This is a genomic window from Streptomyces sp. NPDC096176, from assembly GCF_044763255.1.
Classification (GTDB): Bacteria; Actinomycetota; Actinomycetes; order Streptomycetales; family Streptomycetaceae; genus Streptomyces.
Window position 1 is genome coordinate 141294 of sequence record NZ_JBIWFV010000003.1, and the last position, 23323, is coordinate 164616.

The window sequence follows — 23323 nt, forward strand, 5'->3', positions numbered from 1 at the left end:
GTGGTCGTCCTTGTCCCAGTCCTTCTTGTCGTAGTCCTTCTTGTCGTGGTCGTCGTCCTTGTCGGACTTCTTGTCGTAGTCCTTGTCGTCCTTGTCGTCCTTGTCGTCCTTGTCGGACTTGGACTCGTCGTCCTTGTTCCAGTCGTCCTCGTTCAGGCCGGCAAGGGCGCCGCCACCGGTGTGGATGCCACCGTTGGGCTTGTCGTTGTCCTTGTCGTCCTTGTCGTCGTCGTCCTTGTCGTCGTCGTCCTTGTCGTAGTCGTCCTTGTCGTGGTCGTCCTTGTCGTGATCGTCCTTCTTGTCGTGGTCGTCCTTGTCCCAGTCCTTCTTGTCGTAGTCCTTCTTGTCGTGGTCGTCGTCCTTGTCGGACTTCTTGTCGTAGTCCTTGTCGTCCTTGTCCCAGTCGTCGGACATGACTCCGGCAAGGGCGCCGCCACCGGTGTCCATGCCACCGTTGGGCTTGTCGTGGTCGTCGTCGTCCTTGTCGTCGTCGTCGTCGTGGTCGTCGTCGTCCTTGTCGTGGTCGTCCTTGTCGTGGTCGTCCTTGTCCCAGTGCTTGTGACCCTTGTCGTGGTCGTCCTTGTCGTAGTCCTTCTTGTCGTAGTCCTTCTTGTCGTGGTCGTCGTCCTTGTCGGACTTCTTGTCGTAGTCCTTGTCGTCCTTGTCGGAGTCGTCCTTGTGCTCGCTGCTGTACGAGGAGTCGTCCTTGTCCCAGTCTTCGCTCACCTGGGCGTAGACGCTGGGGGCTGCGATCGCCATGGCCGCTGTGGCGGTAGCTGCGGCGAGCAGAATGCGGGCAGAGCGCATTTCACGTTTCCTTTCGTCGCGACTGCGTCAGCTGACATCCCGTCGGCTCATCGGTCCGCAGGGGCGACGTGATCCACCGTCAGTCAGCAGGCAAGTCCGCACCACTCGGGATGCTCCTTGTGGGGAAGGTTGTGGGCTCTTCGGGTGACGCCGGCCCGACAGTGCGGCGTGGGACTCGAGCATGGGCGGCGGAGAGCCGATGGCGGGCGGCCGGCGCCGCCCAGCGGTGATGCGCGGGGTCGGATCCAGGCGAAGGCCTCGTCCGGGAAGGGACCTTGACCGGGGCCCAGCGCTCCGTCGGGTCCCGCCACGCGGTCGGACGATTAACCCGTTTGCCGCGACGCGTGGGCCGATATGCGTCTTTCTGCACGATCGGCCGCATCGATCTGCTTGTCTGCTGCGCGTCGACGTCGCTTCCCGGTGGTGTCCGGAACGGGGCGGAGACGTGGATGCGCAAGGCAGCGGTCGCCCTCACGCCGGTCGCCTCGGTGATGGCCGTTCATCCGGCCATGGACGTCGCCCTGCTCCTGAACCACAACTGACATAGGGCGACGCGATCGCGACGACCGGTTGCTCCTGCCGGGGCATCCCTCGGACATCTCGCCATCGGCCCGGAACGCGAGCGACGACATGGGCACACACACCGAGTCCTGGAGCAGCACCCAGATTCCCGGCCTCGAGGTCCGCAAGGACGGAGCAGGGCTGGTCGCCATGAGGCTGTGGGGCTGGGAGGGCGTCCTGCCTCTGTCCCTCATCCGCACGACCAGCGCCCTGTCCACGGATGTCGCGCCCGCCGGTCACACGACCACCCTGCCGAACGGGGACGAGCGCCGGAGCACCGACTCATCTCAGTAGTTCTGCCACTCGTGGCGGGTGTACTCCAGGACCATGGGATCCATCAGCGTGCTGGCACGCACGTCCTGGGGGCGGCGGTCCACGGGGAAGACCGTGGCGGCCTCGAGGACGGCGTCGTCCAGGAAGCGCAGCGGCGGGGCGTCCTTCGCCAGCCGCAGCGGCGGCGGAGCGCCGGCGCCGGGGGTGGCCAGGACGTAGCCCCAGTTCCCGAAGCTCGGGACGTCCACCTGGTACTCGGTGGTGCGGTAGCCGGCCGTGCCGATCGTCTTGGCGATGGACCAGTACGACTTGGGGGCGAAGAACGGGGAGCCGCCCTGCACCACGACCTGGCTTTCCGGCTTCAGAACGTGCTTGAGCAGGTGGTAGAACTCGACGGAGTACAGCTTGGCCAGCGCCGCCGTGTCCGGGTCCGGGAAGTCGATGAGGACCGTGTCGAAGCGCTGGCCGGCGTCCCGCAGCCAGTTGAAGGCGTCGGCGTTGACGGCGGTGACGCGGGGGTCGGCGAGCGCGTCGCCGTTCAGTTCGCTCAGCGGCCCGAACGAGCGGGCGAGCCGCGTCATGGCCGGATCGAGATCGACGAGCGTGACCTTCTCGACGTCGTCGTAGCGCAGGACCTCCCGCAGGGCCAGCGCGTCGCCGCCGCCCAGGATCAGCACGGAGGAACGCTTCTTGGACAGGGCGGGGTGGACGAGCGCCTCGTGGTACCGGTACTCGTCGACCGACGAGAACTGAAGGTCGCCGTTGAGGAACAGCCGGGTGTCCTGCTCGCCCGTGAAGGCGGTGGACCGCGTGACGACGATGTCCTGGTACGGCGTGGTCTCCGCGTGGACGATCGGGTCGCGGTAGAGCTGCTGCCGGGCGGTGACCTCGATGTCGTCCGCCAGCACGTACACCGAGCCGAGCACCGCGAGGACGGCGGCCACCCCGGTGAGCAGCGCGTTCCGCACGGCGCGGCGGGTCTGCCGGCGGAAGATCCACAGGACGACGATCACGCCGGCCACCGCATTGACCGCCCCCACCACCAGGGCGCCCTTGAGCTGGCCGAAGGCCGGCAGGAGCAGCAGCGGGAAGCAGAGACCGCCGACGAGCGCTCCGATGTAGTCCACCGCGAACATGTCGGCAACGGCGCTGCCCGCCTCCTGACGCCTGATGCGCTGAAGCAGTGTCATCAGCAGCGGGATCTCGGCCCCGATGAGCAGGCCCACCAGGAACGAGACCACCACCATCGCCGGCATGTAGATCCGCAGCCAGGCGAACGCCACGTAGAGCACGAGCACCGACAGTCCGCCGGCGAGCGCGAGCAGTGTCTCCACGAGGGCGAAGGCGCCGACCGCGCGGCGTTGCAACGGCTTGGCCGCCAGCGAGCCGATGCCCATCGCGAAGACCATCACGGAGATGACGACGGAGGTCTGCATCACCGAGTTGCCGATGAGGTAGCTGCCCAGCGCGGTCAGTGCCAGTTCGTAGACCAGGCCGCAGGCCGCGCAGAGGAACACCGAGAACAGCAGCAGGAAACGCGCCGCCCGCGAATACGTCACGGGCGGGGGAGGCGCGGCGGGGGTGGTGCGGTCGAGCAGGGTGGTGCCCATGGTGTGGCTACGAGACCGCGGCGCCGACCATGAAGGCCGTGCCGATGTACATGGCAGCCTGGACCCAGGCGGCGGGATGGGGGCGGTCACCGTTGTCGTCGAGCACGGCGTGGCCCAGGCGGCCCGGGGTCAGGAGACCGACGACGACGGAGATGAAGGTCATCACGGCGACACCCGCGAGACCGTACAGCAGGGTGCTGAACAGGCCCAGGCCGAGCCCCTGCTCCGATTCGCTGGCCCTGATGGACTGCTCGATGACAAGACCGATGGCGATGGTCTGACCGGCGAGGAGAACGGCGGCGCCGCGGTTGCGCTCCGTCCACACGACATGCAGGAGTTTGCCGGGGGTCACGAGGTCGAGGGCGATGAAGCCGACCGCCATCACGATGAAGCCGACCAGGCCGTAGAGCAGGGCGTTCCCTGCCGACTCGAAGATCTCTGCCACGGGGATGCCTTTCGGGGACGTCGAGGAGTGCGAACGGATGATCCGGAGGAGTTACTTGCCTTCGCCGGGGCCGCCACCGCGGAAGGCGGCGCTGTCCGGGTCGGGCCACACGGACCGGATGCTGGACTTCCAGCGGTAGTAACCGGTGCCGTAGTCGTCGATCTCGATCCGGCTGCCGCCGCTCTTGTACGGGGTGACCGCGACGATGTCGTCCCGGTAGCGGAGCAGGACCGTGTCCCCGTCGTCGATGCGGTCACGGGCGGAGGTGTGGCCGTCGATCTCCTTGGCGACCTCGGACGTCGAGTCGCTGCTGTCGACGTAGGCGGTGCCGGTGGCGCTGTACTCCTGGCGGATCCAGGACGCCGGCACGCTGTTGCCCTCGTCCGGCTCGCTCGAACAGGCGGTGAGCAGGGCCGTGGCCAGAATCGTCACGCTGATGAGTCGGGCGGTCTTCATCGGGCCTCCAGCCGGGTGTGCGTCGCCACGATCTGGCGGCTCTGCGGGTACGTGTGCCAAGTGCGCCAGCCCAGTCCGGTGCCGTGCCGCTCGACGATCAGGGCGGTGACGGCTTCCGGGGAACCGGGGAACACCCCGTACAGCGCCTCCGGGTCCGCGTCGGAGCGGCTGAGTATCCGCGCCACCTGGTCGCTGAATTCGTCGGCTGCGCAGTGCTGGACGCGGGCACTGAAGCGGTAGTCCCAGGCGTCGAACTCCTGCACCGCCGAGTCCGGCAGGCCTCCCGCCACGCCGGGCAGGCAGGCGACGGTCTCCCCGACCGGCCCTGCGAAGACCTGATGGGAGGCGCCCAGGAGCCTGAGCTGGACGTCGAGTCCGGCGACCGTCAGGTCCCGCACGGCCAGTGCCTCGAGCGGCGGCCGGCCCAGCGTGAAGGAGAGCTGTTCCGCGTCCGTGTCCAGGTAGGGGGTGCCGAGTGCTATACCGCTCACGTGCCGCTGCCCCGGCGGATGTCGGACACCTGCACGGCGGGGCGCTCATCCGGCACGGTCGTCCCCGGGAGGACGGCTCGGACGGCGGCGTGTGCGGCGGCGCCGGGGAGGGCGCGCTCGGACTTCAACGATGATCCCCACGACTTCGGAACGGGCAGTGAGCGCGCTGAGTATGGCACAGGGGTGAGGCGTCACTCACGTCCGGGGAGGCGGTCCTCCGGCAGGAACAGCACCGAGTTGATGTAGCGGCTGCCGCGCGGCACCACGGCCCGGCGCAGCAGCCCCCGGTGCACCAGGTGTTCGGTCCTCGCCTGGTGCGCCGCCAGGTCGAAGTCGTCCAGGGGCGCCCACGAACGAGCGGCCAGGACCCAGCCCCGGTATCCCTGACCGGCCAACAGGGCGACGACCGGCGCGATCGGGCGGATGCGTGCCTCCAACTCGACGAGCAGCGCGGGGCGATCCCGCTGCAGCAGACCCGACGCCCCCAGGAGCGCGGGCAGTTCCCCGCCGTCGACGTCCACCTTGACGAAGCGGACGTCGCGGAGTCCGAGGCTGTCGATCGTGAGGCAGGGGACGTCCAGACTGTGGGCATGGATGTCCCGGCGGGCGAGCGAGGAGACCCCCCGATCCCCTCGGTCGCCCGCCGGAAGCCACAGACAGGCCGTGCCGTTGCGGTCGCCGGCCGCCGCCCGCACCACTCGGGCGTTGCCCGGCAGGGACGCCTCGAGGTACCGGGCCAGATGGGGGACCGGTTCGACGGTGACGACGTGCGCGCAGCGGGCGGCGAGCCGGCGCGACCAGGGGCCGTACCAGCCGCCGATGTCGAGCGCCGTGCCGCCTGCCGGGCAGAAGTCGGCAAGCCGGTCCAGCTCCGGCTCGAAGCGGGGGTAGACCGCGCAGGCGGCGGAGCCGACCCAGCGGGTGGGCAGGCGGGCGGCGACCGCTGCCGCCAGGGTGGTCACTCGGCGGCCGTCCGCAGGTACCTGATGTGGTCCTCCTCCGTGACCCTGCTCCCGGAGGAGGGCAGCAGCTGGGGGATGCCGTCAATGATGGGGTAACTGAGCTGCAGCCGCGGGTTGTACAGCATGTCCTGTTCGGCCAGGAGAGTCAGCGGGCCCTTGTCGAGCGGGCAGGCGAGGATGCGGAGCAGCGGGTCTGCGGGGTCCATGGGAGCTTCCTTGCGGTCGGGGACCAGGGACGGTCGAGCAGGTCAAGGGGACGGGTCGTGGCGTGGAAGGGCGAGCAGTACCGACAGCGCCAGCGCGGTGCCGGCCACCCGTAACGTCAGCAGCAGCGGATCCTCGGGCAGCGTCTCGCCGAAGGTGAGCGTCCCGAGTACCGCCGTGAACAGGCAGGTCACCGTGGTGCAGACCGGCACGATGAGGGAGGCGCGGCAACGCTGCAGCGCCGCCTGGGACATGACCAGACCGGCCGCCGCGGTGAACAGCAGCAGATAGGGGTACGGCGAGGTGAACAGCGCGCGGGCGGTGTCACCGATGTCGGCGCCGGTCAGACGGCTCGACGCGCCCTTGATCGCCAGCGAGCTGACCCCGTAGAGCAGTCCCACGGCCACGCCGTAGCCGATGCCGTTCGTCGGCACCCGGTGCCGCTTGCGGGACTGCTCCTCGACCCGCCCGTACAGCCACACGCCCGCCGCGAGCGTCGGCACGCACACGAGAAGCACCAGTGTCCATGGAGCGCCGCTGCTCACCACGTCCTCGCCCTCACGGACCGAGGCGACGACCATCAGCAGGGCGACGAGCACCGCGCCCAGCGCGTAGCGTTCGCGCCCCGACGGCTGTTCGCCCAGGACGGCGGACGACAGCAACAGGAGCAGGACGAGACCGGAGACGAAGATGCCCTGCGCCGCGGCGATCGGCAGCGCGCGGTAGACGACGAGCTGGGCGGCGAAACCGGCCGCCAGCGCCAGCGATCCGGCGATCCACAGCGGGCTGGTCAGCAGCACCAGGACGACCCGCACCGGCCTGCGCGCGGTCAGGGCGGGCAACCGGCCGAGTGCCCGTTTCTCCAGTACAAAACCCACGCTGTACAGCAGGTTGGCCATCAGCGCGGCGCCCACGCCCCACCACATCGCGTCACCCCCGCCGCGCGTGCGCGAGCAGGATGGACGCCGCACCGGGCACGGCGCACGCCGCCCGGTCCAGAAGTCGCAGCGCACGCGGCACCCCGTGGAACGGTGCCCCTGTGATCCGTACCTCACGGAATCCGGACGCGGACAGGTAGGAGCGGAGGGCACGGGCCGTGTACAGCCGCAGATGGCCGACCACCTGCGTACCGGGCCTGCCGTGGATGCCGCGCAGACTCACCTCGGAGAACACCGGCTGTACGCCGGCCAGTAGCAGGACCCGGTTGTACCAGGCGGCGAGGTTCGGTGTGGACAGCATCAGATGGCCACCGGGCCGCAGGACGCGGCGCAGTTCGTCCAAGGCGTGGTCCGGATCCACGAGATGCTCGATGACCTCGCTGAACAGCACCGCGTCGGCGCATCCGTCGGCGAGCGGCAGTCCGCAGTCGAGCTCGCCGCGCACCACATGGCCCATACGCGGCCGGGCGCGGCGCAGCGCGTCCTGCGACCAGTCGACGCCGACCAGGTCGTGACCGGCGAGCACGGGGGCCGCCGCCCTCGCCGCGGTGCCGTCGCCGCAGCCGACGTCGACGATCAACTGCCCCGGAGTCGCGCCGAGTGCCTGCGCCAGCAGCCGCGCCTGGCGTCTGCTGCGGGCGTCGCCCGATGCGACTGGGACGGCGGGGTCCTCGTAGAAGTCCCGCAGAGTCGGCGAACCGGTGCTGCTCACGGGGCCTCCGTCGTTTCGAGGTGGTGGGCGAACAGGTCGCGGAGGCGTGCGCCGTCGTCGTCGCACAGCAGGGCGCGCGACCAGCGCAGCACCAGATGGAGCCGGCCCCCGGTGGACGCCGTGGTGACGGTGAGTCCGCGCGGCATCCGGGCCGGCGCCGAGAACCAGACCGCGCCGGCCACACCGGCGTCGCCGAAGTCCAGCGGATACGGAACACGGCCGATGTTGCTGAGCAGCGTCGTCGACGTCCATGGTGCGGCGAGCACCCGCAGTGTCCGGGTCACCAGTGCCCGAACGGCGACCGGCGCCACCGGAGCGGTCAGCAGGCCGGCCCCTCGGCCCAGTTGGGGACGCGGCCGGGCCTTGAGCGCCCGGGTCCGTTCCGCGGTACGGCGCAGCAGGGCGGCGATGTCCGCGTCGTCGGCCACCTCCGCGGCCGTGAAAGCGACCTCGACCAGCCGGGTGCCGTTGCCGATCGGCATCTCGGGGCCGCGGCTGCGGTCGTCCACCGGCATGGTGATGCGCAGCGGTCGGTCAGGCACGCCATGGGCTCGGTTCCAGTCGGCGACGGTCAGGGCGGTGGCGACCAGAAGCTGGTCGTTGACGGTGTAGGGCGCGCCCGGCTCCCGTGCCGGGACCGGCAGTTCGGCGACGAGCATCCCGTTCCCCGGCGTGGGGCCCGGCGAGCCGGCCGAGACCCGTGCGGGTCGGCCTGCCCCAGAAGCGCGGGGGGCGCCGTGCGGCGCGGCGGGTACGGACGCCGGACGGGCCGGGGGCGGTACGGCGGGGGCGGGGCGACCGCTGTAGATCTCCGCGGCCGTCGCCGCGACCCGCAGGCACGCCGGACCGTCGAGCGCGGTGTGATGGAGTGTGAACACCAGCACGCAGCCACTGCGTCCCGGCTCCTCGACGACCTCGAGCCGCAGCGGCGGTGACGACGTCAACGACGGCGCCTCGGCGAGCGCGCGCTCGCGGGCCCGGGCGAGCGCGCCGGGGGCGCGCGGCGGAAACGTCACCACCTCGGTGTCCGGCCAGTCGGTCAGCTCCCACTCGTAGCGACGCGCGAGCGGGCCCCGCGCCCGCTCGCGCATCAACGCACGCGGGTGCCGGTCGAGGGCCTCGGCGAACGCGGCCCGAAGACGGTCCGGTTCGACGCGGCCGGGGAGGTGGATCTCGATGTGCACCGTGTTGGGCTCGGTGTCCTGCGCGCAGTGCCGTGCGATCTCGTCGACGACAGGAAACGGCACCCGCGGCAGCTGCCGGCCCGACACGGCGGGAGTGGGGGCGGGGGAGGACGGACGCTGCACGGTCGCCATCAGACGCTCCCTCGGGGGCCCTCGGGCGGCCACGGGCCGCTGCTTCTCTTCCACGGCCCGGGCGCACCGGCCGGCGGCTGAGGGCGGGGACCGTCCGCGACCGCGCCGGGCGGCGGGGCCCCGGGGTGCGGTTGTGAGCGGGGTGCACCGGGCGAGCCGCTTCTGCTGCTCCCGGGCGCGCGGCCCCCGGGACGCACTTCCGAGCCAGGGTCCTCGGGCGCAGCGCCGGCCGCCCGGTTGCCGCCCGGGTATCCGGCCGGTCCCGGTTCGCCGGACGACTGCGACCAGCCCGGCGAGCCTGGATCGTCCGACGAGACGGGATCACCCGACGCCCCAGATGCTGCCGACCCCCCCGGCTCCGTCGCGCGGTGGGCGCCGGTGTGGGCGCCGCGTTCGCGGCCCACGGACACCAGTGCCGCGAACAGCGCCGTCAGCGCCAGGAGTTGGGCCGCAGGCCCGTACGCGCCCTCGCCGAGCGACGGCCGCCCCGCGCTGCCGAGTACGGCCACCGCACCTGCCCCGGCCATCGCCGCGAACGCGAACGGCGCGAGGAACGCCGGGCGCAGCCACGCCACCAGGGCCAGTACGGGCACGGCCACGGCCACCGGTCCGGCGACCGCGACGGCCACGATCGTCAGGGCGACCGTGCCCAGCAGCAGACCGGGACCCGGCGGCGGCGCGACCGGTTCCGGGTCCGGCCGGGTGCGCCGCCCGAAGAGCGCGAGACCCAGCAGCACGACGAGCAGCGCCCCGGCGCCGATCAGCCCAGCTTTGTAGACGGTCGACGGCGCGTACTCGAGCGTGATCGTGCCTCCTTGGCCTGCTGGGATCAGCCAGGCCTGCTGCCAGCCGTCGATCCGCAGCGGCCTCAGCTCCTGGCCGTCCAGCGTGGCCTTCCAGCCCGCGTTGTAGTTCTCATGGACCTGCAGATACGAAGCGTCCCCCGGCCCGACCCGCACCGAGCGCCTGTCGCCGCCGTTCTCGCCGCCCCGGATCTCCATCGGGCGTGCCGCGTCGTCGACAGCCGGCGGGGTGCCGGTGGTCAGGGTGACACCGGTGACGGCGAGGGGGCCCTCGTCCCCCGCCTCGACGGTGTGGGTGCCCTCGTCGAACTGCACACGGCTGCGGTCGGTGCACACACTGACCTCGACGGGCCGGCGTCCGGTCAGGTCCCCGACCCGTCCCTCGGCGCGCGACTCGAGGAACTGTCCGTCGACGGACAGGACCGGTCCTTTGCCGCACGGCAGTGTGAACGTCCGCTCCGGGTCCGGCTGCGGGGCCAGGAACTTCTTCAGCGCGGGGATGTGGACCTCGCTCAGTCCGACCGGCAGTTGCAACTCGTCGTCGGCGACCGGGTTGTGGAGGGTCAGCGGTGCCGCCCGGGAGATCGTGATGTCCATGCGGTCGGTGGTGATGGGAGAGAAGCGGGCCATGCCGTTCTCGTCCACGGCGGCGACCGCTGTTCCGTCGGGCGAGCTGATCTGCACCTGCTCCGGCCGGGTGGACAGTCCGCCGGCCGCCGCGAAGACGATCTCGCCGACCGAGGTCTTCTTCGGCCAGGACAGATGGAGCACGGGCCGCTCACCGGCGATCCAGGCTGTCGTGAGATCGCCGTCCGTGAGGTTGCGCGGGCTGAGATTGGTCCCAAGGTGCGCGGTGGAGTCGGCGCTCACGACGATCTTGTCACGCCGGCCGGTGAGTTCGAACAGCAGCGAGTCGAGAGCGTCGCCGGGCACGGGCAGTGCGGTGGCTCCGACGGTGTACGCGCCGGAGCGGGCGGCGGTGAACTGCCGGTGCAGGCCCACCTCCGACGGCACCGCGGACAGACCGCCGGGGTCGCTGCCGCGCCGCAGGGAGTACACGACGGCGTCCGCGCCGTCCCTGGGCGCGTCCTGCGGAAGCTCCAGCATCCGCGTCACCTGCACACCCGGGACGGCGATGTCGCTGAATCCGGCACCCGTCAGCCCGGGCCGGCCCTGCTGTGACTGAAGGATCGTCACCTTCAGCCAGGTCGCCGTCCCTTCGGGAGCGGCGACCTTCTGCACCGACCCGTCCGGCCTGAGTGGACTCGTCCTGCTGCCGAGATCGGTCTCGACACGGACGACCGTCGGAGCCGCCCGCACGTTCCCGCTGGGCAGCGGCGTCAGCAGCACGGAGGCGGGGACGGCCGTCGGGCCCGTGAAATCGATCCTGACCCATTCGCCCTTCGGGGATCCGGGAGACCCTTCGGCCCACCCGGTGTCCGGGTTGCCGTCGAACGCGTTGACCGGGTCGTACTGCGGCAGATGGAAGAGCCAGTTGCCGACGGACGACGCGCTGACCGAATCGGCGCCTCGCAGCACGGCCGTCGTCTGGTGCCGCGCTGCGGCCAGCGGCAGGATCTGCCGCGGCTCCGCCCCCGGGTCCTGGACCGACTCGGGCGCGTTGCGTTCTTGGCGGCTGTACGTGTGGGACGTGTTGGAGTTGACCAGACCGAAGCGGGTGTCCGCGCGGCGCATCCCGTCGCCCGCCGCGTACATCGCCGGGCGGTCCACTCCCGGATGCCCGTCGCCGGCCAGGACGGTGGGCCGCCCGATGACCGATCCGCCGGCGGACAGCGGCAGCAGCGACTCGGGGCCGCCGCTGACGACCGCCGTGGCCGACACAGGCGCCAGCCTTGCCCGGCCGGGCCGCTGCGTGCCTGCGGGCGGTTCGTAGATCTCCACGGCACGCTGCCGCGGGAACAGGCCCTCCACCTGCACCGGTGTGTCGTCGGCGATCCGCCCTCCGGTCAGCACCGGACCGAAGCCGGTGACACGCCGGTACCCGGACGCCTCGAGGGTGCGTTTCACGGTGGTGGTGGGGATGTGCCCCAGCTGGTCGGGGTCGAGGTCGTTGCGCACGACCACGTAGTGCAGCCCGGCGCGCTGCAGATACGCGCTCAGGCCCGGCACCTCGCCTCCGGTGGTGAGGGCCTGCTCGACGGCGTCCATCGCACGGCGGTTGCCCGGGGTGCCGAAGGGCACGTAGTCGCGCTGCGCCCAGGGCGAGCGGGCCAGGACGTCGAGGGGCTGGTCGATGGGGGAGCCCCAGGTGTAGATGCCGTGGGCGGTCGCGGGCACGACGAGTGCCCGGTCGTCGGCCGAGTTCTCGGCCAGCCAGTCCGCCGTCGTCTCCCAGTACGCGGGCAGTTGCCGGAACGAACCCGGTTGCAGGACCGACCCGTTGACGTACGGCCAGCACAGTCCCGGCAGTACCAGCACGGCGACCGCGGCCGGGGCGAAGCGCCGACCGCGCACACGGGAGGTGCGGGTGAGCACGGCCGTGACGTGCATCAGGCCCAGCACCAGGGCCAGGGCCAGACCGGTCTGGAACTTGTAGACGTTGCGGAACGGCACCAGCGGCCCGTTCAGCCAGTCCTGCACGGTCGTGTGGAACGGGCCGCCCAGCGCCCCGCCGTACCCGGCGAGTGTGACGAGGCCGACCGTCAGCGCGGTCACCACCAGCCAGCGGCGCTCCGGGAGATCGCGCCGGGCGAGACCGGCCAGACCGAGGGCGGCGGCGAGTGCCGAGCAGGTGACGACGACGGCCGAAGTGACCACGGTCCAGCCGGCGGGGAGCCAGGCCTCGCCGAAGTTGAGATGGCCCACCCAGTTCCCCGCGCCGCGCAGCACTTCGGTCGCCGACATGGTGGCGGTGGTGGTCTGCGAGGATTCGACGTAGGGCATGAAGTTCTCGCCGTACGTGCCGAGCAGGAGCAGCGGCACGATCCACCACGCGGTCGCGAGGACCACCGCGGGTGTCCACCAGGCGATGAGCGCCCGCTTGCGGGGCCCGCCCGGCCGGCACAGCAGGTAGAGGCCGACGGGAAGCAGCGAGGCCAGGGTCGACGCCGCGTTCACACCGCCCATCAAGGGGATCAGCAGCGCGGAACGGGCGGCGGCGATCCGCGGGCTGCTCCGCGGGTTCGTCAGCGGCAGCAGCACCCACGGCAGCATCGCCCCGGGCAGCGCCGCCGCGGAGGTCGACCCGACGACGATGGTGTACGTGGGCCACAGGGCGTAGACGGCGGCGCCGAGCAACCTGCTCCGGGCGGAACCGGTCCCCAGCCGCTCGGCCAGCCGCAGGGCGCCCCAGAACGCCGTGGTCACGACAATCGAGAGCCACAGCCGCTCCGCGAGCCAGACCGGTAGGTGCAGCAGATCGGCCACGGCGTGGAACGGCAGCATCGGGATCACGTAGCCGATGTACTGGTCGGCGATGCCGCCGAACCCGGCGCGGTCGTGCCACAACTGGCCCAGGTCGCGCAGGAACTGCCAGGGGTCCGCGACGACGCCCAGCTTCGTCTCGAACGTCATGCGCCCGGGCGACACCGCCAGGAAGGCGACGAACACCGCCGCCCAGAACCCCAGCAACCAGCGGCGGGACCGCGGGCCCGGCGAGCGGTCGGGGGGCGGGCCCTCGGCGGTGGGGCGGGCGGGCGGACGGGTGTGGAGCGCGCTGGTCATGAACACCGCCGGAGAATGAGGAGGAGGTTCCAGGTGGCGAACTCACGCAGCCCGGGCACACGGGGAACGAGCTCGGGGAGGACGGGCCAGTAACGCGAGCGCGCGGAGACCACGTCCACGTCGTCACGGCCTCGCACATGGCGCAGGGCCGGCCCGACACCGATCGCGAACAGGTTCTCGCCGAGCCGGTGCTTGGCGGGCCGTCCCGTACGGCGCTCGTAGCGGGCACGCGCACGCTCGGCGCCCAGATAGTGCCACGGCGCCCACTCGTGGCCGCCCCACGGCGAGAGCCAGTTGGTGTACGAGACGTAGATCAGGCCGCCTGGCCGGGTTACCCGCACCAGCTCGCTGAGGAACGTCCACGGGTCGGCGACGTGCTCCAGCACATTGGAGGAGAAGCAGATGTCGGCCGAGCCGTCGGCGAGCGGGAGGAGGTAGCCGTCGGCGACGACCGTCCCCTCGACCGGTTTCTCGGCCAGCTCGGCGGGATCGGGTTCGAACAGAAAACTGCGCGCGCCGCGCCGTGCGAACTCGGCGGTGAACCAGCCGCTGCCGCCGCCGACATCGGCGACGATCCGGCCGTCGAGCTTCATGTACCGCTCGACCTGGTCGGCGGCGTCGCGGGCGAGCAGCGCGTAGGCGGCGGCGGGGTCGGTCTGTTCCCGCATGAACGCCCGGAACAGAGCGAGGGAGCGGCGCAGCGACGGGTCCTTCACGCGAGCGCACCGCTCGCCGGCGGAGGGGTGCCGTTGCCAGGCGTACGCGTGGCACCCATCGCTTCGGCCGCCACCGTCGCGAACTGCCGTACGGTGCTGCTCCATCGGAACGCCGCGGCCCGTTCGGCGGCGGCCTTCCCCATGTCTTCGCGGCGGTCGTCGTCGAGCGCCAGCGTGCACCATGCCGCGGCGAACGACGACTCGCCACGGGACAGGACGCCCGTGACCCCGTCCTCGACGGAGTCCCGCAGTCCCGGTACGTCGAATCCCAGGGCGGGCGTCCCGCGCGCACCGGCCTCCGTGACGACCAGCCCCCAGCCCTCGACGGCCGCGGGGTGCAGCAGCAGCCAGGACTCGCACAGCAGCCGGTGCTTCTCGGCCTCTGAGACATGTCCGGTGAACTCGACGCCCTCACCGGCGAGTCGCTCGAGGCGCTCGCGCTCCGGCCCGTCGCCGACGACGACGAGTCTGCCGCCGGTCACGGGCCGCACCCGCTCCCACAGGCGCAGCAGCAGATCGATGCGCTTGTAGTCGACCAGCCGGCCGAGCGCCAGGAACAGCGGTGTCCGTGACCGCGGGCTGCGGGCGTCCGGCTCGTGAACTCCGTTGTGGACCACCCGGATCCGCCCGTCCGGCACACCGATCGCCCGCAGGGCGCCGGCTGTGGAAGGGGAGACGGCGACCATCAGGTTGCCGCGGTGGGCACGGGCCAGCGCCCAGTGTTCGAGGAGCCGTCCGGCGCGGGCGAAGGGGGCCGGGAAGCGCATGTCCCAGAGCTCGGTGTGCACATGATTGACCAGGCAGACGGTGGGGCCGCGGTGCCACAGCGGGGTGAGGTACGGCATGCCGTTGCAGACCTCGACCAGCAGGTCGCATTCGCCGACCTGCCGGGCGAAGGCGGAGCGGGCGCCCATGTAGTGGCCCAGCCGGCCGCCCGCCGACACGACGCGGTACGGCCGGTGGACGGCCGGTCCGCCGCAGAGCAGGGTGACGTGGTGACCGAGGTCGGTGAGGCCTTGGGCGAGCTGATGTATCAGCAGCTCGGAGCCGCCGGCGGCGGCGTTTCCCAGGTCGCGGTGGGCGAGGAAGACGATGCGACGAGGCGGCTCGAGTGCGTCCGGTAAGACGGGATGCCGGCCGTGGCGTTGGACCGGCGGGTGGGGCGGTGCCTGGAGCAGTGGGGGAGGTACGTGCTGGGGCATGAGCGCTCCAACTCGTTTCGGGGTGCGGAGGGGATGGGGGGACAGAATCGGGGGAGGGGAAGCGCGGGGGAGGGAGAGGGTGACCGGGGGGCCGTGCTTCGGTGGGGAAAGCCAGTTTTGGACATGCCGTCGGCGGGGGCTACTCACCGGTATGACAACTTCGGCGGCTCTCAGGCGGACGGACTCGTCACCAAGTGAGCATCCGTGCGATCCGGCGCCGGCCTGCGACCCCGCGCCACCAGAGCGGCGCCCACCAGCGCGAGCACCGCTCCGAGCGCCCCGGCACCCGCCGGTGCGGTGGTTCCGAGGGCGGCGAGCTTGTCGCTGTCGCGCGAGGCCAGGCCGACCTGCTGCCGCTGGGTCTCGGCGGTGAACGCGATCCGCTCGCTCTCCAGCAGCACGACCGCGTCCTTGTCCGATCCCGGTGCGCGCAGCGTCTTGCGGGGCCCGATGGCCGCGTACATTATGCGGCCGGTGCGCCGGTCCACGACCAGTTCGATCGCGTTGTTGGCGTACCACTCCTCGGCCAGCACCTGGGGCGTCCGGGCCCTGCCGACCAGCCGTCCCGGCACCTGCCGCACCCCGGTCCTGGTCGGCGGGACGCTGCCGGTGAACCGCAGGCCCTCATAGCCCTCGATCTTCTTGACGCCGCTGTAGCGGAGTTGGACCACGCCGCCGAGCGTGCCGTCCCACCAGCGGTAGGAGCGTTCCTCGACATCGAAGGGGAACTTCAGGTACGCCTCGCCGTCGAAGACGGGCGACTCCCCGCAGCAGTGCACGGGCTCATTGGTGGCGCGGTCGGTCACCCAGCGTTCGAGCGTCCACTGCAGGGAGTCCCGGGTGTCGGAGGCGGGCAGAGTGGCGTCGGTGTCGATGGAGGTGGACACGTCCCACACCGCGTTGCCGCTCTTCTCGCTGTCGGCCACGTCGCCCCGGACCTGCCGGGTCACCGTGATCCTCTTCCCGTGCACCGTTCTCACCTTCGAGGTGTCGAAGTAGCTGCCGGTTCCGGCGAACACGGTGGTGGTGTCGACGTCGATCGGTGTGCGTTTGGCCTGGGGCGTGACGTACCAGGCGATAAGGGGGGCCAGTACGAGCAGGAAGACCCCTGCTCCCAGCAGGAGAAGGGAGGTCGGTGAAGCGGTACGGCGCATCCGGGCACTCCTGGATCGAAGAACTTCACAGGGAGATGCACGGGCCCCGGGCCGGTCAGCCCTCGAGGGTTCACGACAGTAGGCAGCTCTTGACTATCTGTCAATGTACTGTCAACACTGTGCGTCCAGCCGGTGGGGGCCGGCTGACGGGTGGGGGAACTCTCCAGCAAGGAGCTGACCCGACATGCGCAGACTGTTCGCCGCCGCCGTCACAGCGGCGTTGGCCGCGGCGCTCGCCGTGGGCGCCGCCTTAGGGATCGTGGCGCTGCTGAACGCCACTCCCGACCAACCGAACGTCCCTCTGATCAGCTACGACACCGCCCAGCCCGGACGATGACGCGCCCCGCGTGGAGCGAGGTGCCCAAGGAAAAGGTCGACCGGTTCGCCGACATCGCGCTCGGCGAGGCGGGCGAGCTGGCGCAGCGGATCCTTCTCGAGATCCGCCGTGAACATCCCCACCTCAGGCTCGTCGAGGACGACTCGGGGGAGCCCATGGCGCTCGTCGGAATCCGCCGCGCCATCGAAGGGTTCGTACACAATCTGGCGTCGGGCGCCGGCAATCCCCGCGTACCGCCCGAGGTCTTCCAGGAGTTCGGGCGCGGCGAAGGACGCGACGGGCGCAGCCTCGACTCGCTCCAGGCCACCTACCGTCTCGGAGTGAGGCTGGCCTGGCGCCGGTTCGCCGAGATCGGTCAGCAGGTCGACATCGCGGCGCCCGCCATGTACGAGCTCGCCGAATCCGGTTTCGAGTACCTGGACGGCCTCGTGGAACAGTCGGTACGTGGCTACGCCGAGGCCGCCGCCCGCCGGGCCGGTGAACGGCTGCGTCTGCAACGCCAATTGATCGACCGGCTGCTCGTGGAGCACCGCGGTGACCCGGCCGGCACGCTCGCCGAACGGGCGGCCCGCATCGGCTGGGAACTACCCCGGACCATCGCCGTGGGCGTGCTGATGCGCCCCGCCAGGGAAGCCGTCGCCCCCGCGGTGGAGCCGGGCATCCTCCTCGACATGGAGAGCGAGCAGCCGCGCATCGTCATTCCGGAGCCGTGCACCGCCGGCCGCTCCGAGATGCTGCGCCGCGCCACGGCGGGCTGGTCCGGCGCCGTCGGCCCGCCGGTGCCGCTGGCAGCGGCGGCCAAGTCGCTGCGCTGGGCGGAGACGGCGGTCCGGCTCGTCGAGGGCGGCCTGCTGCCGGGCGGCGAGGTGCTGCACTGCACGGAACGCACGGAAGAAATGGTGTTACTGCCGTCCGCGGAGCTCATCGACGCGGCGGCCCGCCGCTGTCTGGCACCCCTCGAGAACACGGGGCCCACCCAGTCCCGCCGTCTGGCGGAAACCCTCCTCGCCTGGCTCGAAACGGCGGGTGGCGCCCCGGAGGTGGCGCACCGCCTGGGCATCCATCCGCAGACGGCCCGCTACCGGCTGCGGCAGATCCGCGAGCTGTGGGGTGAGGTGCTGGTGGACCCCGACCGCCGCTTCGAGATGCTCCTTGTGCTGCGTGCCCGCCGGCTGCGCGGCGAGCTCGGAGCCGACGGCGACTGAGCACAACGGCGGTTGAGCGCACCGGCGGTTGAGCGCACCGGCGACTGATCGCAACGGCGGTTGAGCGCAACGCTTCCGTGTCACGCCGCCTCCATGAGACCGCGCGCCGACGTCACGCCGCTTCCGTGTCGGACCGCGCCGCTGTCACACCGCTCCCGTGTCACACCGCGCCGGTGATCCACCCGTACGCGGCTTCCGCCGTGAACTCCCGCTGCCCGCCCGGGAACAGCAGGTCGGCGGCGAGGAACGCGGGCTCGTCGGCCGTCCCGGCGACATAAGGGACGGCGATGCAGCGCATGCCCGCCGCGTTGGCCGCCGCCGCTCCCGGCGGTGCGTTCTCCAGAACGACGCAGTCGCCGGGCTCCGCGTGCAGACGGCGGGCCGCCTCCAGGAAGACATCCGGTTCGGGCTTGCCCCGGCCGACCTCCTCCGCGGAGACGGTGACGGCCATGTGTGCGGCGAGGCCCGTGCCCTCGAGCACGGCCTCGATGGCGGGGCGGGACGACCCGGAGGCGACCGCCATCGGCACGCCCTCCGCGGACAGACGCTCCACGAAACTGCGCATCTCGGGGAACACATCCGTCGAGACCCGCGCCAGCTCCAGGTAGAAGCGGTTCTTCGCGGCCAGCAGCTCGTCGAGCGGTGCGTCGATGGAGTACCGGGCGCGCAGGATCTCCAGCGTCTCCCGCGTTCCGATGCCGATGAACTCCGTGTGCTCGGCCCAGTCGAAACCGAGCACGCCGTGCGCGGCCAGGACCCGACGCCCCGCTTCGAAGTAGTTCGGCTCGCTGTCCACCAGGGTGCCGTCGAGGTCGAAGATGACCGAAGGGGTGCGCACTGTGCTCATGCCGTCCAGCATGCCAAGCGCCTCTTCAGCGCTGAGCACCGGCCGACCGTCCGACCGATTCCACCAGGGGCAGCAGCCGGTACGGCACCCGCTCGCGCAGCGCCATCTCCGTGCGGGTGCGCACCACACCGGGCAGGTTGATCAGGTGCTGGATGACATCCTCGAGATGCGCGTTGTCCCGTGCCGCGACCCTGGTCAGCACGTCCCCGCCCCCGGTGATCGAGAACGCCTCGATGATCTCCGGCACGGCCGCCAGCGCATCGCCCACCTCATCCAGATGCCCCTGCGTCACCTCGATGTGGACGAACGCCAGCACGGGGTGGCCCAGCGCACCGGGGGAGAGGAACGGACCGGTCCCCGTGATCACACCGTCGCGCTCCAGCCTGTCGATCCTGGCCTGCAGCGTGCCGCGCGCGATGCCGAGGATCCTGGCGTACTCGCGCACGCTCGTGCGCGGCTGCTCGATCAGCAGCCGCAGGATGCGGGTGTCGAGTTCGTCCACCGCCATGGTCCTCGGGGCCCTTTCACGGCGGGATCAGTCACGGACTCCCACAGTACCAACGGTCCAGCCGGTGTCCTGCTCGGCGGACCACTGGCCCCGGATCACCACGCCAGGTCGTCCAGCAGTGCCTCGCCCGCGGGCGCCTGCCCGTCGGACAGGGACTGCTCGGTCCAGATCACCTTCCCGGTCGGCGTGTACCTGGTTCCCCAGCGCGCGGCGAGCCGGGCCACGAGGAACAGGCCGCGCCCGCCCTCGTCGGTGATGGCGGCCTGCCGAAGGTGCGGGGAGGTGCTGCTGCCGTCGGACACCTCGCAGATCAGAGTGCGCTCGTACAGCAGCCGCACGTGGATCGGATCCGATCCGTAGCGGATCGCGTTGGTGATCAGTTCGCTGAGCACCAGCTCCGTGGTGAATCCGACTTCCTCCAGTCCCCACTCGTCCAGCTTGCGGCTGCACTCGCTGCGGACCGGTGCGACGGCCGCGGGGTCGCGGGGGACGTCCCAGGTGGCGACCCGGGCCGGGTCGAGCAGCCGGGTGCGGGCCACGAGCAGCGCGATGTCGTCGCGGCGCGGCGAGGGGACCATGGCGTCGAACACGGCCTCGCAGATCTCCTCGGGCGGCCGGTCGGCGTAGCCGGCCAGGATGGTGCGCAGGACGTCGAGACCGGCATCGATGTCGCGGTCGCGGTGCTCGACGAGTCCATCGGTGTACAGGACGAGCCGGCTGCCCTCCGGCAGACGCATCTCCCTGGTCCCGAACGGCAGGCCGCCGAGGCCCAGGGGAGGGGAAACCGGCACTTCCACGAACTCCACGCCGCCGTCCGGATGCACCAAGGCGGGCGTGAGATGCCCGGCCGTCGACATGCTGCACACGCCGGACACCGGATCGTAGATCGCGTACAGACAGGTGGCTCCAGTGATCCCGTCACCGCCGCCCCCGCCGGGCTCGTCCAGGTCGATTCGGCTCACCAGGTCGTCGAGGCGGGCCAGCAGCTCGTCCGGCGGAAGATCGAGGGTGGAGAAGTTGTGCACGGCGGTACGCAGCCGGCCCATGGTCGCTGCGGCGTGCAGACCGTGGCCGACGACGTCGCCCACGACGAGGGCGACCCGAGCCCCGGGCAGCGGGATGACGTCGAACCAGTCACCGCCCACCCTGGCCTGCGCGGGCAGATAGCGGTAGGCGATGTCCAGCGCGCTCTGACTGGGCAGGACGTGCGGCAGCAGGCTGCGCTGAAGGGTCTCCGCCATGGTGTGCTCGCGCGTGAAGCGGCGGGCGTTGTCGATGGCGACGGCGGCGCGCGTGGTCAGCTCCTCAGCGAAGGACAGATCGTCCTCCTCGAAGGGCTCCGCCCGTTCCGAACGCCAGAAGTTGACCATGCCGAGCACCACACCGCGTGCCTGCACCGGCGCGGTGACCAGCGAGTGGACACCGTAGGCAAGCGCGTTGTCCGCCCCCTCGGGATCCTGTGCCCGCCAGCTCTGGGCGACGGTCAGATCGGCCTCGAGCGTCGCGTGACCCCCGGCCAGGGCGGCCGCCATCGGGGTGTCGCTGGACACGATGCGGATCACATCGCCGACCGGTTGGAAGGGGTGGTCCGCACGGATGCCGCACAACGCGGCCCGGCGCATCTCCGTGGGCACGCCGGACGGCTCGTCACCGTGCAGCACCGGCTCCAGCAGCTCGACGGTGACGAAGTCCGCGAACCGGGGGACCGCCACGCGTGACAGCTCGTCCGCGGTACGGACCACGTCCAGCGTGGTGCCGATGCGCACCCCGGCGTCGTAAAGCATCTTCAGCCGCCCGCGGGCGACCTCGGCCGTTCCGGACAGCGCACGGAGCTCGGTGGTGTCCCGCAGCGTCGCCACATTGCCGGTACCGCCGCCGTACGGTGCCGTCGGCCGTGTGCTCACGGCCAGCAGCCGGTCCCCGGCGGGGTGCACCTCGTCGGTCACCGCACGACCGGATACGAGCAGGTCCGCGATGCCGGCGTCGAGGTCGAGGTCGGCGACCGGGCGTCCGTCGGCGTCCGGCGGCAGCTCGAGCAGCCGACGCGCCTCGTCGTTGGCCAGCATCAGCCGGCCGTCGCCCCCGACGATCAGCACGCCCTCCCGCACGGCGTGCAGGACCGCGTCGTGGTGCTCGTACATCCGGGTCATCTCGGTGGGGCCGATGCCGTGTGTCTGCCGCCGCAGCCGGCGGCTCACCAAGGCGGCGCTGCCCGTGGCCAGGGCGAGCGCCGCGGCGCCCGACGCCAGGAGCACCGGCAGTTGACGGTCCACCGCGTTGCCCACGTTCTCGAACTGCACTCCCGCCCCGACCAGTCCGACGACCGACCCGCCGGCATCCACGACGGGGACGACGGCCCTGGCGGCGTCACTGGGCGCACCCTCGAAGATCTCGGTGAACGCCTCGCCGGCGGCGGCCCGCTCGACGCCCCTGTTCCGCCGGCCGATCAGGTCGGAATCGGTGTCCGCATGCCGGGTACCGTCCGGGGCCATCACGGTGATGAAGTCGACCCCCGAGTCCCGCGCCGCACCGGCCATCAACGGCTGCAGCGCGGCGGTGGGGTCGGCAGACCGCAGCGCCGCCACGATGCCGGGTGCGCGCGCGAAGGACGCGGCGGCCGCCAGCGACCGGTTCTCCGCCTCCTGCTCGCTGTCGTGCCGGGCCTGCAGTACGAGGGCGACCACCGCGGCCACGATCAGCAGCACCGCGACGGCGACCTGCAGGAAGAGGACCTGACCGGCGACGGTGCGTGCCCCCAGCAGGGAGTGCGCTCCCCGCCGCGGACGCCGCGACGTGTCGGGCCTGTGCCCGTTCATAGCGCTCCACTCCGGGGGTCTGGGCGGCGCCGGGCGGACGCACCGGACGAGGGACCGGCTTGCCGCGAACCTGGACTGAACGGACAGTCCGGTCATGCCTCTTTTCTAGCATCCGACGGACTGGTCGGGTCATCTGCGGTCGTGTCGGGAACCGGGCTGCGCGCGCTGATCGCGTCGAGTTCGGGCCGGCCCTCCGTGGGCACTCCCTACGCGGCCGGGCGAGGGAAACGGAAGTCCGTGTGGCTGTGGAACGCCGACCCGGGGCGCAGCACGGTGCTCGGTAGTCGCGGCGGTTGGGGGCGTCGGGGAAGTGCTGTGTCTCCAGGCAGGCCGCGCTGCGGCGCTCCAGGCAGCGGCCGGTGCCGTCCATGAGGGAGCCGTCGAGCTGGTTGGCCGTGTACACCTGCAGGCCCGGTTCCGTGGTCCACACCTCCATGACGCGAGCGGCGCCCGGAGCGGTGAGCCGGGCGGCGCGCCGCAGTGTCCCGGGGCCGGCGTCGGCGGCGGCCTCGGCAAGAACCCAGCAGTGGTCGAAACCGCCGGCCTGCCGGAGCTGGTCGTCCGCCATCAGCATCCGGTCGCCGAGGAGCTGAGGTGACATCAGGTCGAAGGCCGTGTCCGCATGGACGGCATCCCCGACGGCCCGGCCGTCGGGGATGCCGTCCATGCGGACCGGCAGATAGGCGGGGGCGTCGACCTGCAGGGTGTGCCCCAGCACGTCGCCCGTACCGGCCAGGTTGAAGCCCGCGTGGAGACCACGGCGGAACCGGGCCGCTGGTACCACCTTGTAGGTGCGCGGGACAGCGCGAGCGACGACATCAAGCTGTATCTCGACGGCAAGCCGGCGGCGACCGCCGCCGCCGGCCCGGCCGACGTCTGCACCGGCCCCCGTCGGTCGGCCGCGCGAAGTGGGGCGGTGGCAACGTCGACTTCTGGCACGGCCGGGTCGACGAGGTGAAGGCCTACGACAAGGCGCTCACCGCCGGGGAGGTGAGCGCCCTCCACGCCGAGACGACGCCATAGCCGCATCGGCACCACCCGAGATCCCCGGTGACGGTCCACATCCCTCTCGCCGGGGATCTCGCGTCCGCCGGGGATCGTGCGTCCCTCTCCCGCTTCCGGATCCGGCCGGACCGGCCGGCACCCCTGGGCGTGGTCCATTGGCATGCTTCACCACCGGGTGGCCGGTGCTCCCGGAGTGCCAATGGCACAGTTGAGCGAGAGCCGGTTGAGCCACCGGGCCCCCGGATGGTGTCATAGGGGCATCAATGGCGCT

The 23323-nt window shown here is 71.6% G+C and carries 19 protein-coding genes and 3 pseudogenes; 4 read left to right on the forward strand and 18 right to left on the reverse strand.

From position 1 onward, the window contains the following. A pseudogene (locus ACIQ7Q_RS09350) lies at positions 1-807 on the reverse strand (DNA primase); the annotation flags it as partial. 630 nt (positions 808-1437) lie between these two features. Here ACIQ7Q_RS09350 and ACIQ7Q_RS09355 point away from each other — a divergent pair. Next, the gene (locus tag ACIQ7Q_RS09355; protein ID WP_403858273.1) at positions 1438-1662 is read left to right on the forward strand and encodes a hypothetical protein; all 225 of its coding nucleotides are present in this window, start codon (positions 1438-1440) and stop codon (positions 1660-1662) included. Here the strand turns inward: ACIQ7Q_RS09355 and ACIQ7Q_RS09360 are convergent. From ACIQ7Q_RS09360 to ACIQ7Q_RS09420, 13 genes are all read right to left on the reverse strand, one after another. After that, positions 1656-3251, reverse strand: coding sequence for a polyamine aminopropyltransferase (locus tag ACIQ7Q_RS09360; RefSeq protein ID WP_403858275.1), 1596 nt, complete (start codon positions 3249-3251; stop codon positions 1656-1658). The genes ACIQ7Q_RS09355 and ACIQ7Q_RS09360 overlap by 7 nt on opposite strands. 7 nt (positions 3252-3258) lie before the next feature. Continuing rightward, the gene (locus tag ACIQ7Q_RS09365; protein ID WP_403858277.1) at positions 3259-3696 is read right to left on the reverse strand and encodes a DUF350 domain-containing protein; all 438 of its coding nucleotides are present in this window, start codon (positions 3694-3696) and stop codon (positions 3259-3261) included. Between the two features lie 51 nt (positions 3697-3747). Continuing rightward, the gene (locus ACIQ7Q_RS09370; protein WP_403858279.1) at positions 3748-4152 is read right to left on the reverse strand and encodes a DUF4247 domain-containing protein; all 405 of its coding nucleotides are present in this window, start codon (positions 4150-4152) and stop codon (positions 3748-3750) included. Then, a complete protein-coding gene (locus ACIQ7Q_RS09375) occupies positions 4149-4643 on the reverse strand; it encodes a DUF2617 family protein (protein ID WP_403858281.1) in 495 nt (164 codons plus the stop codon). The genes ACIQ7Q_RS09370 and ACIQ7Q_RS09375 overlap by 4 nt, the downstream gene beginning before the upstream one ends. 191 nt (positions 4644-4834) lie before the next feature. Next, positions 4835-5605 (reverse strand): FkbM family methyltransferase, encoded by a 771-nt coding sequence (locus tag ACIQ7Q_RS09380; RefSeq protein WP_403858283.1) that lies wholly within the window; start codon positions 5603-5605, stop codon positions 4835-4837. Further along, positions 5602-5811, reverse strand: coding sequence for a Trm112 family protein (locus tag ACIQ7Q_RS09385; RefSeq protein WP_403858285.1), 210 nt, complete (start codon positions 5809-5811; stop codon positions 5602-5604). Before ACIQ7Q_RS09385 ends, ACIQ7Q_RS09380 begins: the two co-directional genes overlap by 4 nt. A 42-nt stretch (positions 5812-5853) precedes the next feature. Beyond that, a complete protein-coding gene (locus tag ACIQ7Q_RS09390; protein ID WP_403858287.1) occupies positions 5854-6735 on the reverse strand; it encodes a hypothetical protein in 882 nt (293 codons plus the stop codon). 4 nt (positions 6736-6739) lie between these two features. Beyond that, positions 6740-7459: a class I SAM-dependent methyltransferase gene (locus ACIQ7Q_RS09395; RefSeq protein WP_403858288.1), complete on the reverse strand. Its 720-nt coding sequence runs from the start codon at positions 7457-7459 to the stop codon at positions 6740-6742. Beyond that, a complete protein-coding gene (locus ACIQ7Q_RS09400; RefSeq protein WP_403858290.1) occupies positions 7456-8775 on the reverse strand; it encodes a condensation protein in 1320 nt (439 codons plus the stop codon). The genes ACIQ7Q_RS09395 and ACIQ7Q_RS09400 overlap by 4 nt, the downstream gene beginning before the upstream one ends. Continuing rightward, entirely contained in the window at positions 8775-13262 is a 4488-nt protein-coding gene (locus ACIQ7Q_RS09405; RefSeq protein ID WP_403859160.1) for an alpha-(1->3)-arabinofuranosyltransferase family protein, read from the reverse strand. Before ACIQ7Q_RS09405 ends, ACIQ7Q_RS09400 begins: the two co-directional genes overlap by 1 nt. Further along, positions 13259-13978 carry a class I SAM-dependent methyltransferase gene (locus ACIQ7Q_RS09410; RefSeq protein ID WP_403858292.1) on the reverse strand — a complete coding sequence of 240 codons (720 nt, stop codon included), beginning with the start codon at positions 13976-13978 and terminating at the stop codon, positions 13259-13261. The genes ACIQ7Q_RS09405 and ACIQ7Q_RS09410 overlap by 4 nt, the downstream gene beginning before the upstream one ends. After that, a complete protein-coding gene (locus ACIQ7Q_RS09415; protein ID WP_403858294.1) occupies positions 13975-15180 on the reverse strand; it encodes a glycosyltransferase family 4 protein in 1206 nt (401 codons plus the stop codon). Before ACIQ7Q_RS09415 ends, ACIQ7Q_RS09410 begins: the two co-directional genes overlap by 4 nt. Positions 15181-15350: 170 nt before the next feature. Continuing rightward, positions 15351-16334, reverse strand: coding sequence for a DUF3068 domain-containing protein (locus ACIQ7Q_RS09420; protein ID WP_403858296.1), 984 nt, complete (start codon positions 16332-16334; stop codon positions 15351-15353). A gap of 184 nt (positions 16335-16518) precedes the next feature. Here ACIQ7Q_RS09420 and ACIQ7Q_RS09425 point away from each other — a divergent pair, with 184 nt between their 5' ends. Further along, positions 16519-16671, forward strand: a complete 153-nt coding sequence (locus ACIQ7Q_RS09425) for a hypothetical protein (protein ID WP_403858298.1) — start codon at positions 16519-16521, stop codon at positions 16669-16671. Then, positions 16668-17876, forward strand: coding sequence for a helix-turn-helix domain-containing protein (locus ACIQ7Q_RS09430; protein WP_403858300.1), 1209 nt, complete (start codon positions 16668-16670; stop codon positions 17874-17876). Before ACIQ7Q_RS09425 ends, ACIQ7Q_RS09430 begins: the two co-directional genes overlap by 4 nt. A 160-nt stretch (positions 17877-18036) precedes the next feature. On the opposite strand, the gene ACIQ7Q_RS09435 is transcribed toward ACIQ7Q_RS09430, so the two are convergent. The 4 genes and pseudogenes from ACIQ7Q_RS09435 to ACIQ7Q_RS09450 form a co-directional block, all read right to left on the reverse strand. Then, positions 18037-18723: an HAD family hydrolase gene (locus ACIQ7Q_RS09435; RefSeq protein ID WP_403858302.1), complete on the reverse strand. Its 687-nt coding sequence runs from the start codon at positions 18721-18723 to the stop codon at positions 18037-18039. 25 nt (positions 18724-18748) lie between these two features. After that, entirely contained in the window at positions 18749-19231 is a 483-nt protein-coding gene (locus tag ACIQ7Q_RS09440) for an Lrp/AsnC family transcriptional regulator (protein ID WP_403858303.1), read from the reverse strand. 95 nt (positions 19232-19326) lie between these two features. Beyond that, the gene (locus ACIQ7Q_RS09445) at positions 19327-22047 is read right to left on the reverse strand and encodes a SpoIIE family protein phosphatase (RefSeq protein ID WP_403858305.1); all 2721 of its coding nucleotides are present in this window, start codon (positions 22045-22047) and stop codon (positions 19327-19329) included. A gap of 206 nt (positions 22048-22253) precedes the next feature. Next, positions 22254-22798: pseudogene (locus ACIQ7Q_RS09450) on the reverse strand (galactose-1-epimerase); the annotation flags it as partial. Here ACIQ7Q_RS09450 and ACIQ7Q_RS09455 point away from each other — a divergent pair. Continuing rightward, positions 22778-23070, forward strand: a pseudogene (locus ACIQ7Q_RS09455) (LamG-like jellyroll fold domain-containing protein); the annotation flags it as partial. The pseudogenes ACIQ7Q_RS09450 and ACIQ7Q_RS09455 overlap by 21 nt on opposite strands. Positions 23071-23323: the final 253 nt, after the last annotated feature.

What these genes read in the sequence shown, in the direction of transcription:
- ACIQ7Q_RS09355 (WP_403858273.1), top strand. Translation starts at nt 1,438, where the DNA reads ATGGGCACACACACCGAGTCCTGGAGCAGCACCCAGATTCCCGGCCTC.
- ACIQ7Q_RS09420 (WP_403858296.1), bottom strand. Translation starts at nt 16,334, where the DNA reads ATGCGCCGTACCGCTTCACCGACCTCCCTTCTCCTGCTGGGAGCAGGG.
- ACIQ7Q_RS09435 (WP_403858302.1), bottom strand. Translation starts at nt 18,723, where the DNA reads ATGAGCACAGTGCGCACCCCTTCGGTCATCTTCGACCTCGACGGCACC.
- ACIQ7Q_RS09400 (WP_403858290.1), bottom strand. Translation starts at nt 8,775, where the DNA reads ATGGCGACCGTGCAGCGTCCGTCCTCCCCCGCCCCCACTCCCGCCGTG.
- ACIQ7Q_RS09405 (WP_403859160.1), bottom strand. Translation starts at nt 13,262, where the DNA reads ATGACCAGCGCGCTCCACACCCGTCCGCCCGCCCGCCCCACCGCCGAG.
- ACIQ7Q_RS09360 (WP_403858275.1), bottom strand. Translation starts at nt 3,251, where the DNA reads ATGGGCACCACCCTGCTCGACCGCACCACCCCCGCCGCGCCTCCCCCG.
- ACIQ7Q_RS09430 (WP_403858300.1), top strand. Translation starts at nt 16,668, where the DNA reads ATGACGCGCCCCGCGTGGAGCGAGGTGCCCAAGGAAAAGGTCGACCGG.
- ACIQ7Q_RS09440 (WP_403858303.1), bottom strand. Translation starts at nt 19,231, where the DNA reads ATGGCGGTGGACGAACTCGACACCCGCATCCTGCGGCTGCTGATCGAG.
- ACIQ7Q_RS09370 (WP_403858279.1), bottom strand. Translation starts at nt 4,152, where the DNA reads ATGAAGACCGCCCGACTCATCAGCGTGACGATTCTGGCCACGGCCCTG.
- ACIQ7Q_RS09425 (WP_403858298.1), top strand. Translation starts at nt 16,519, where the DNA reads ATGCGCAGACTGTTCGCCGCCGCCGTCACAGCGGCGTTGGCCGCGGCG.
- ACIQ7Q_RS09390 (WP_403858287.1), bottom strand. Translation starts at nt 6,735, where the DNA reads ATGTGGTGGGGCGTGGGCGCCGCGCTGATGGCCAACCTGCTGTACAGC.
- ACIQ7Q_RS09445 (WP_403858305.1), bottom strand. Translation starts at nt 22,047, where the DNA reads ATGAACGGGCACAGGCCCGACACGTCGCGGCGTCCGCGGCGGGGAGCG.
- ACIQ7Q_RS09385 (WP_403858285.1), bottom strand. Translation starts at nt 5,811, where the DNA reads ATGGACCCCGCAGACCCGCTGCTCCGCATCCTCGCCTGCCCGCTCGAC.
- ACIQ7Q_RS09415 (WP_403858294.1), bottom strand. Translation starts at nt 15,180, where the DNA reads ATGCCCCAGCACGTACCTCCCCCACTGCTCCAGGCACCGCCCCACCCG.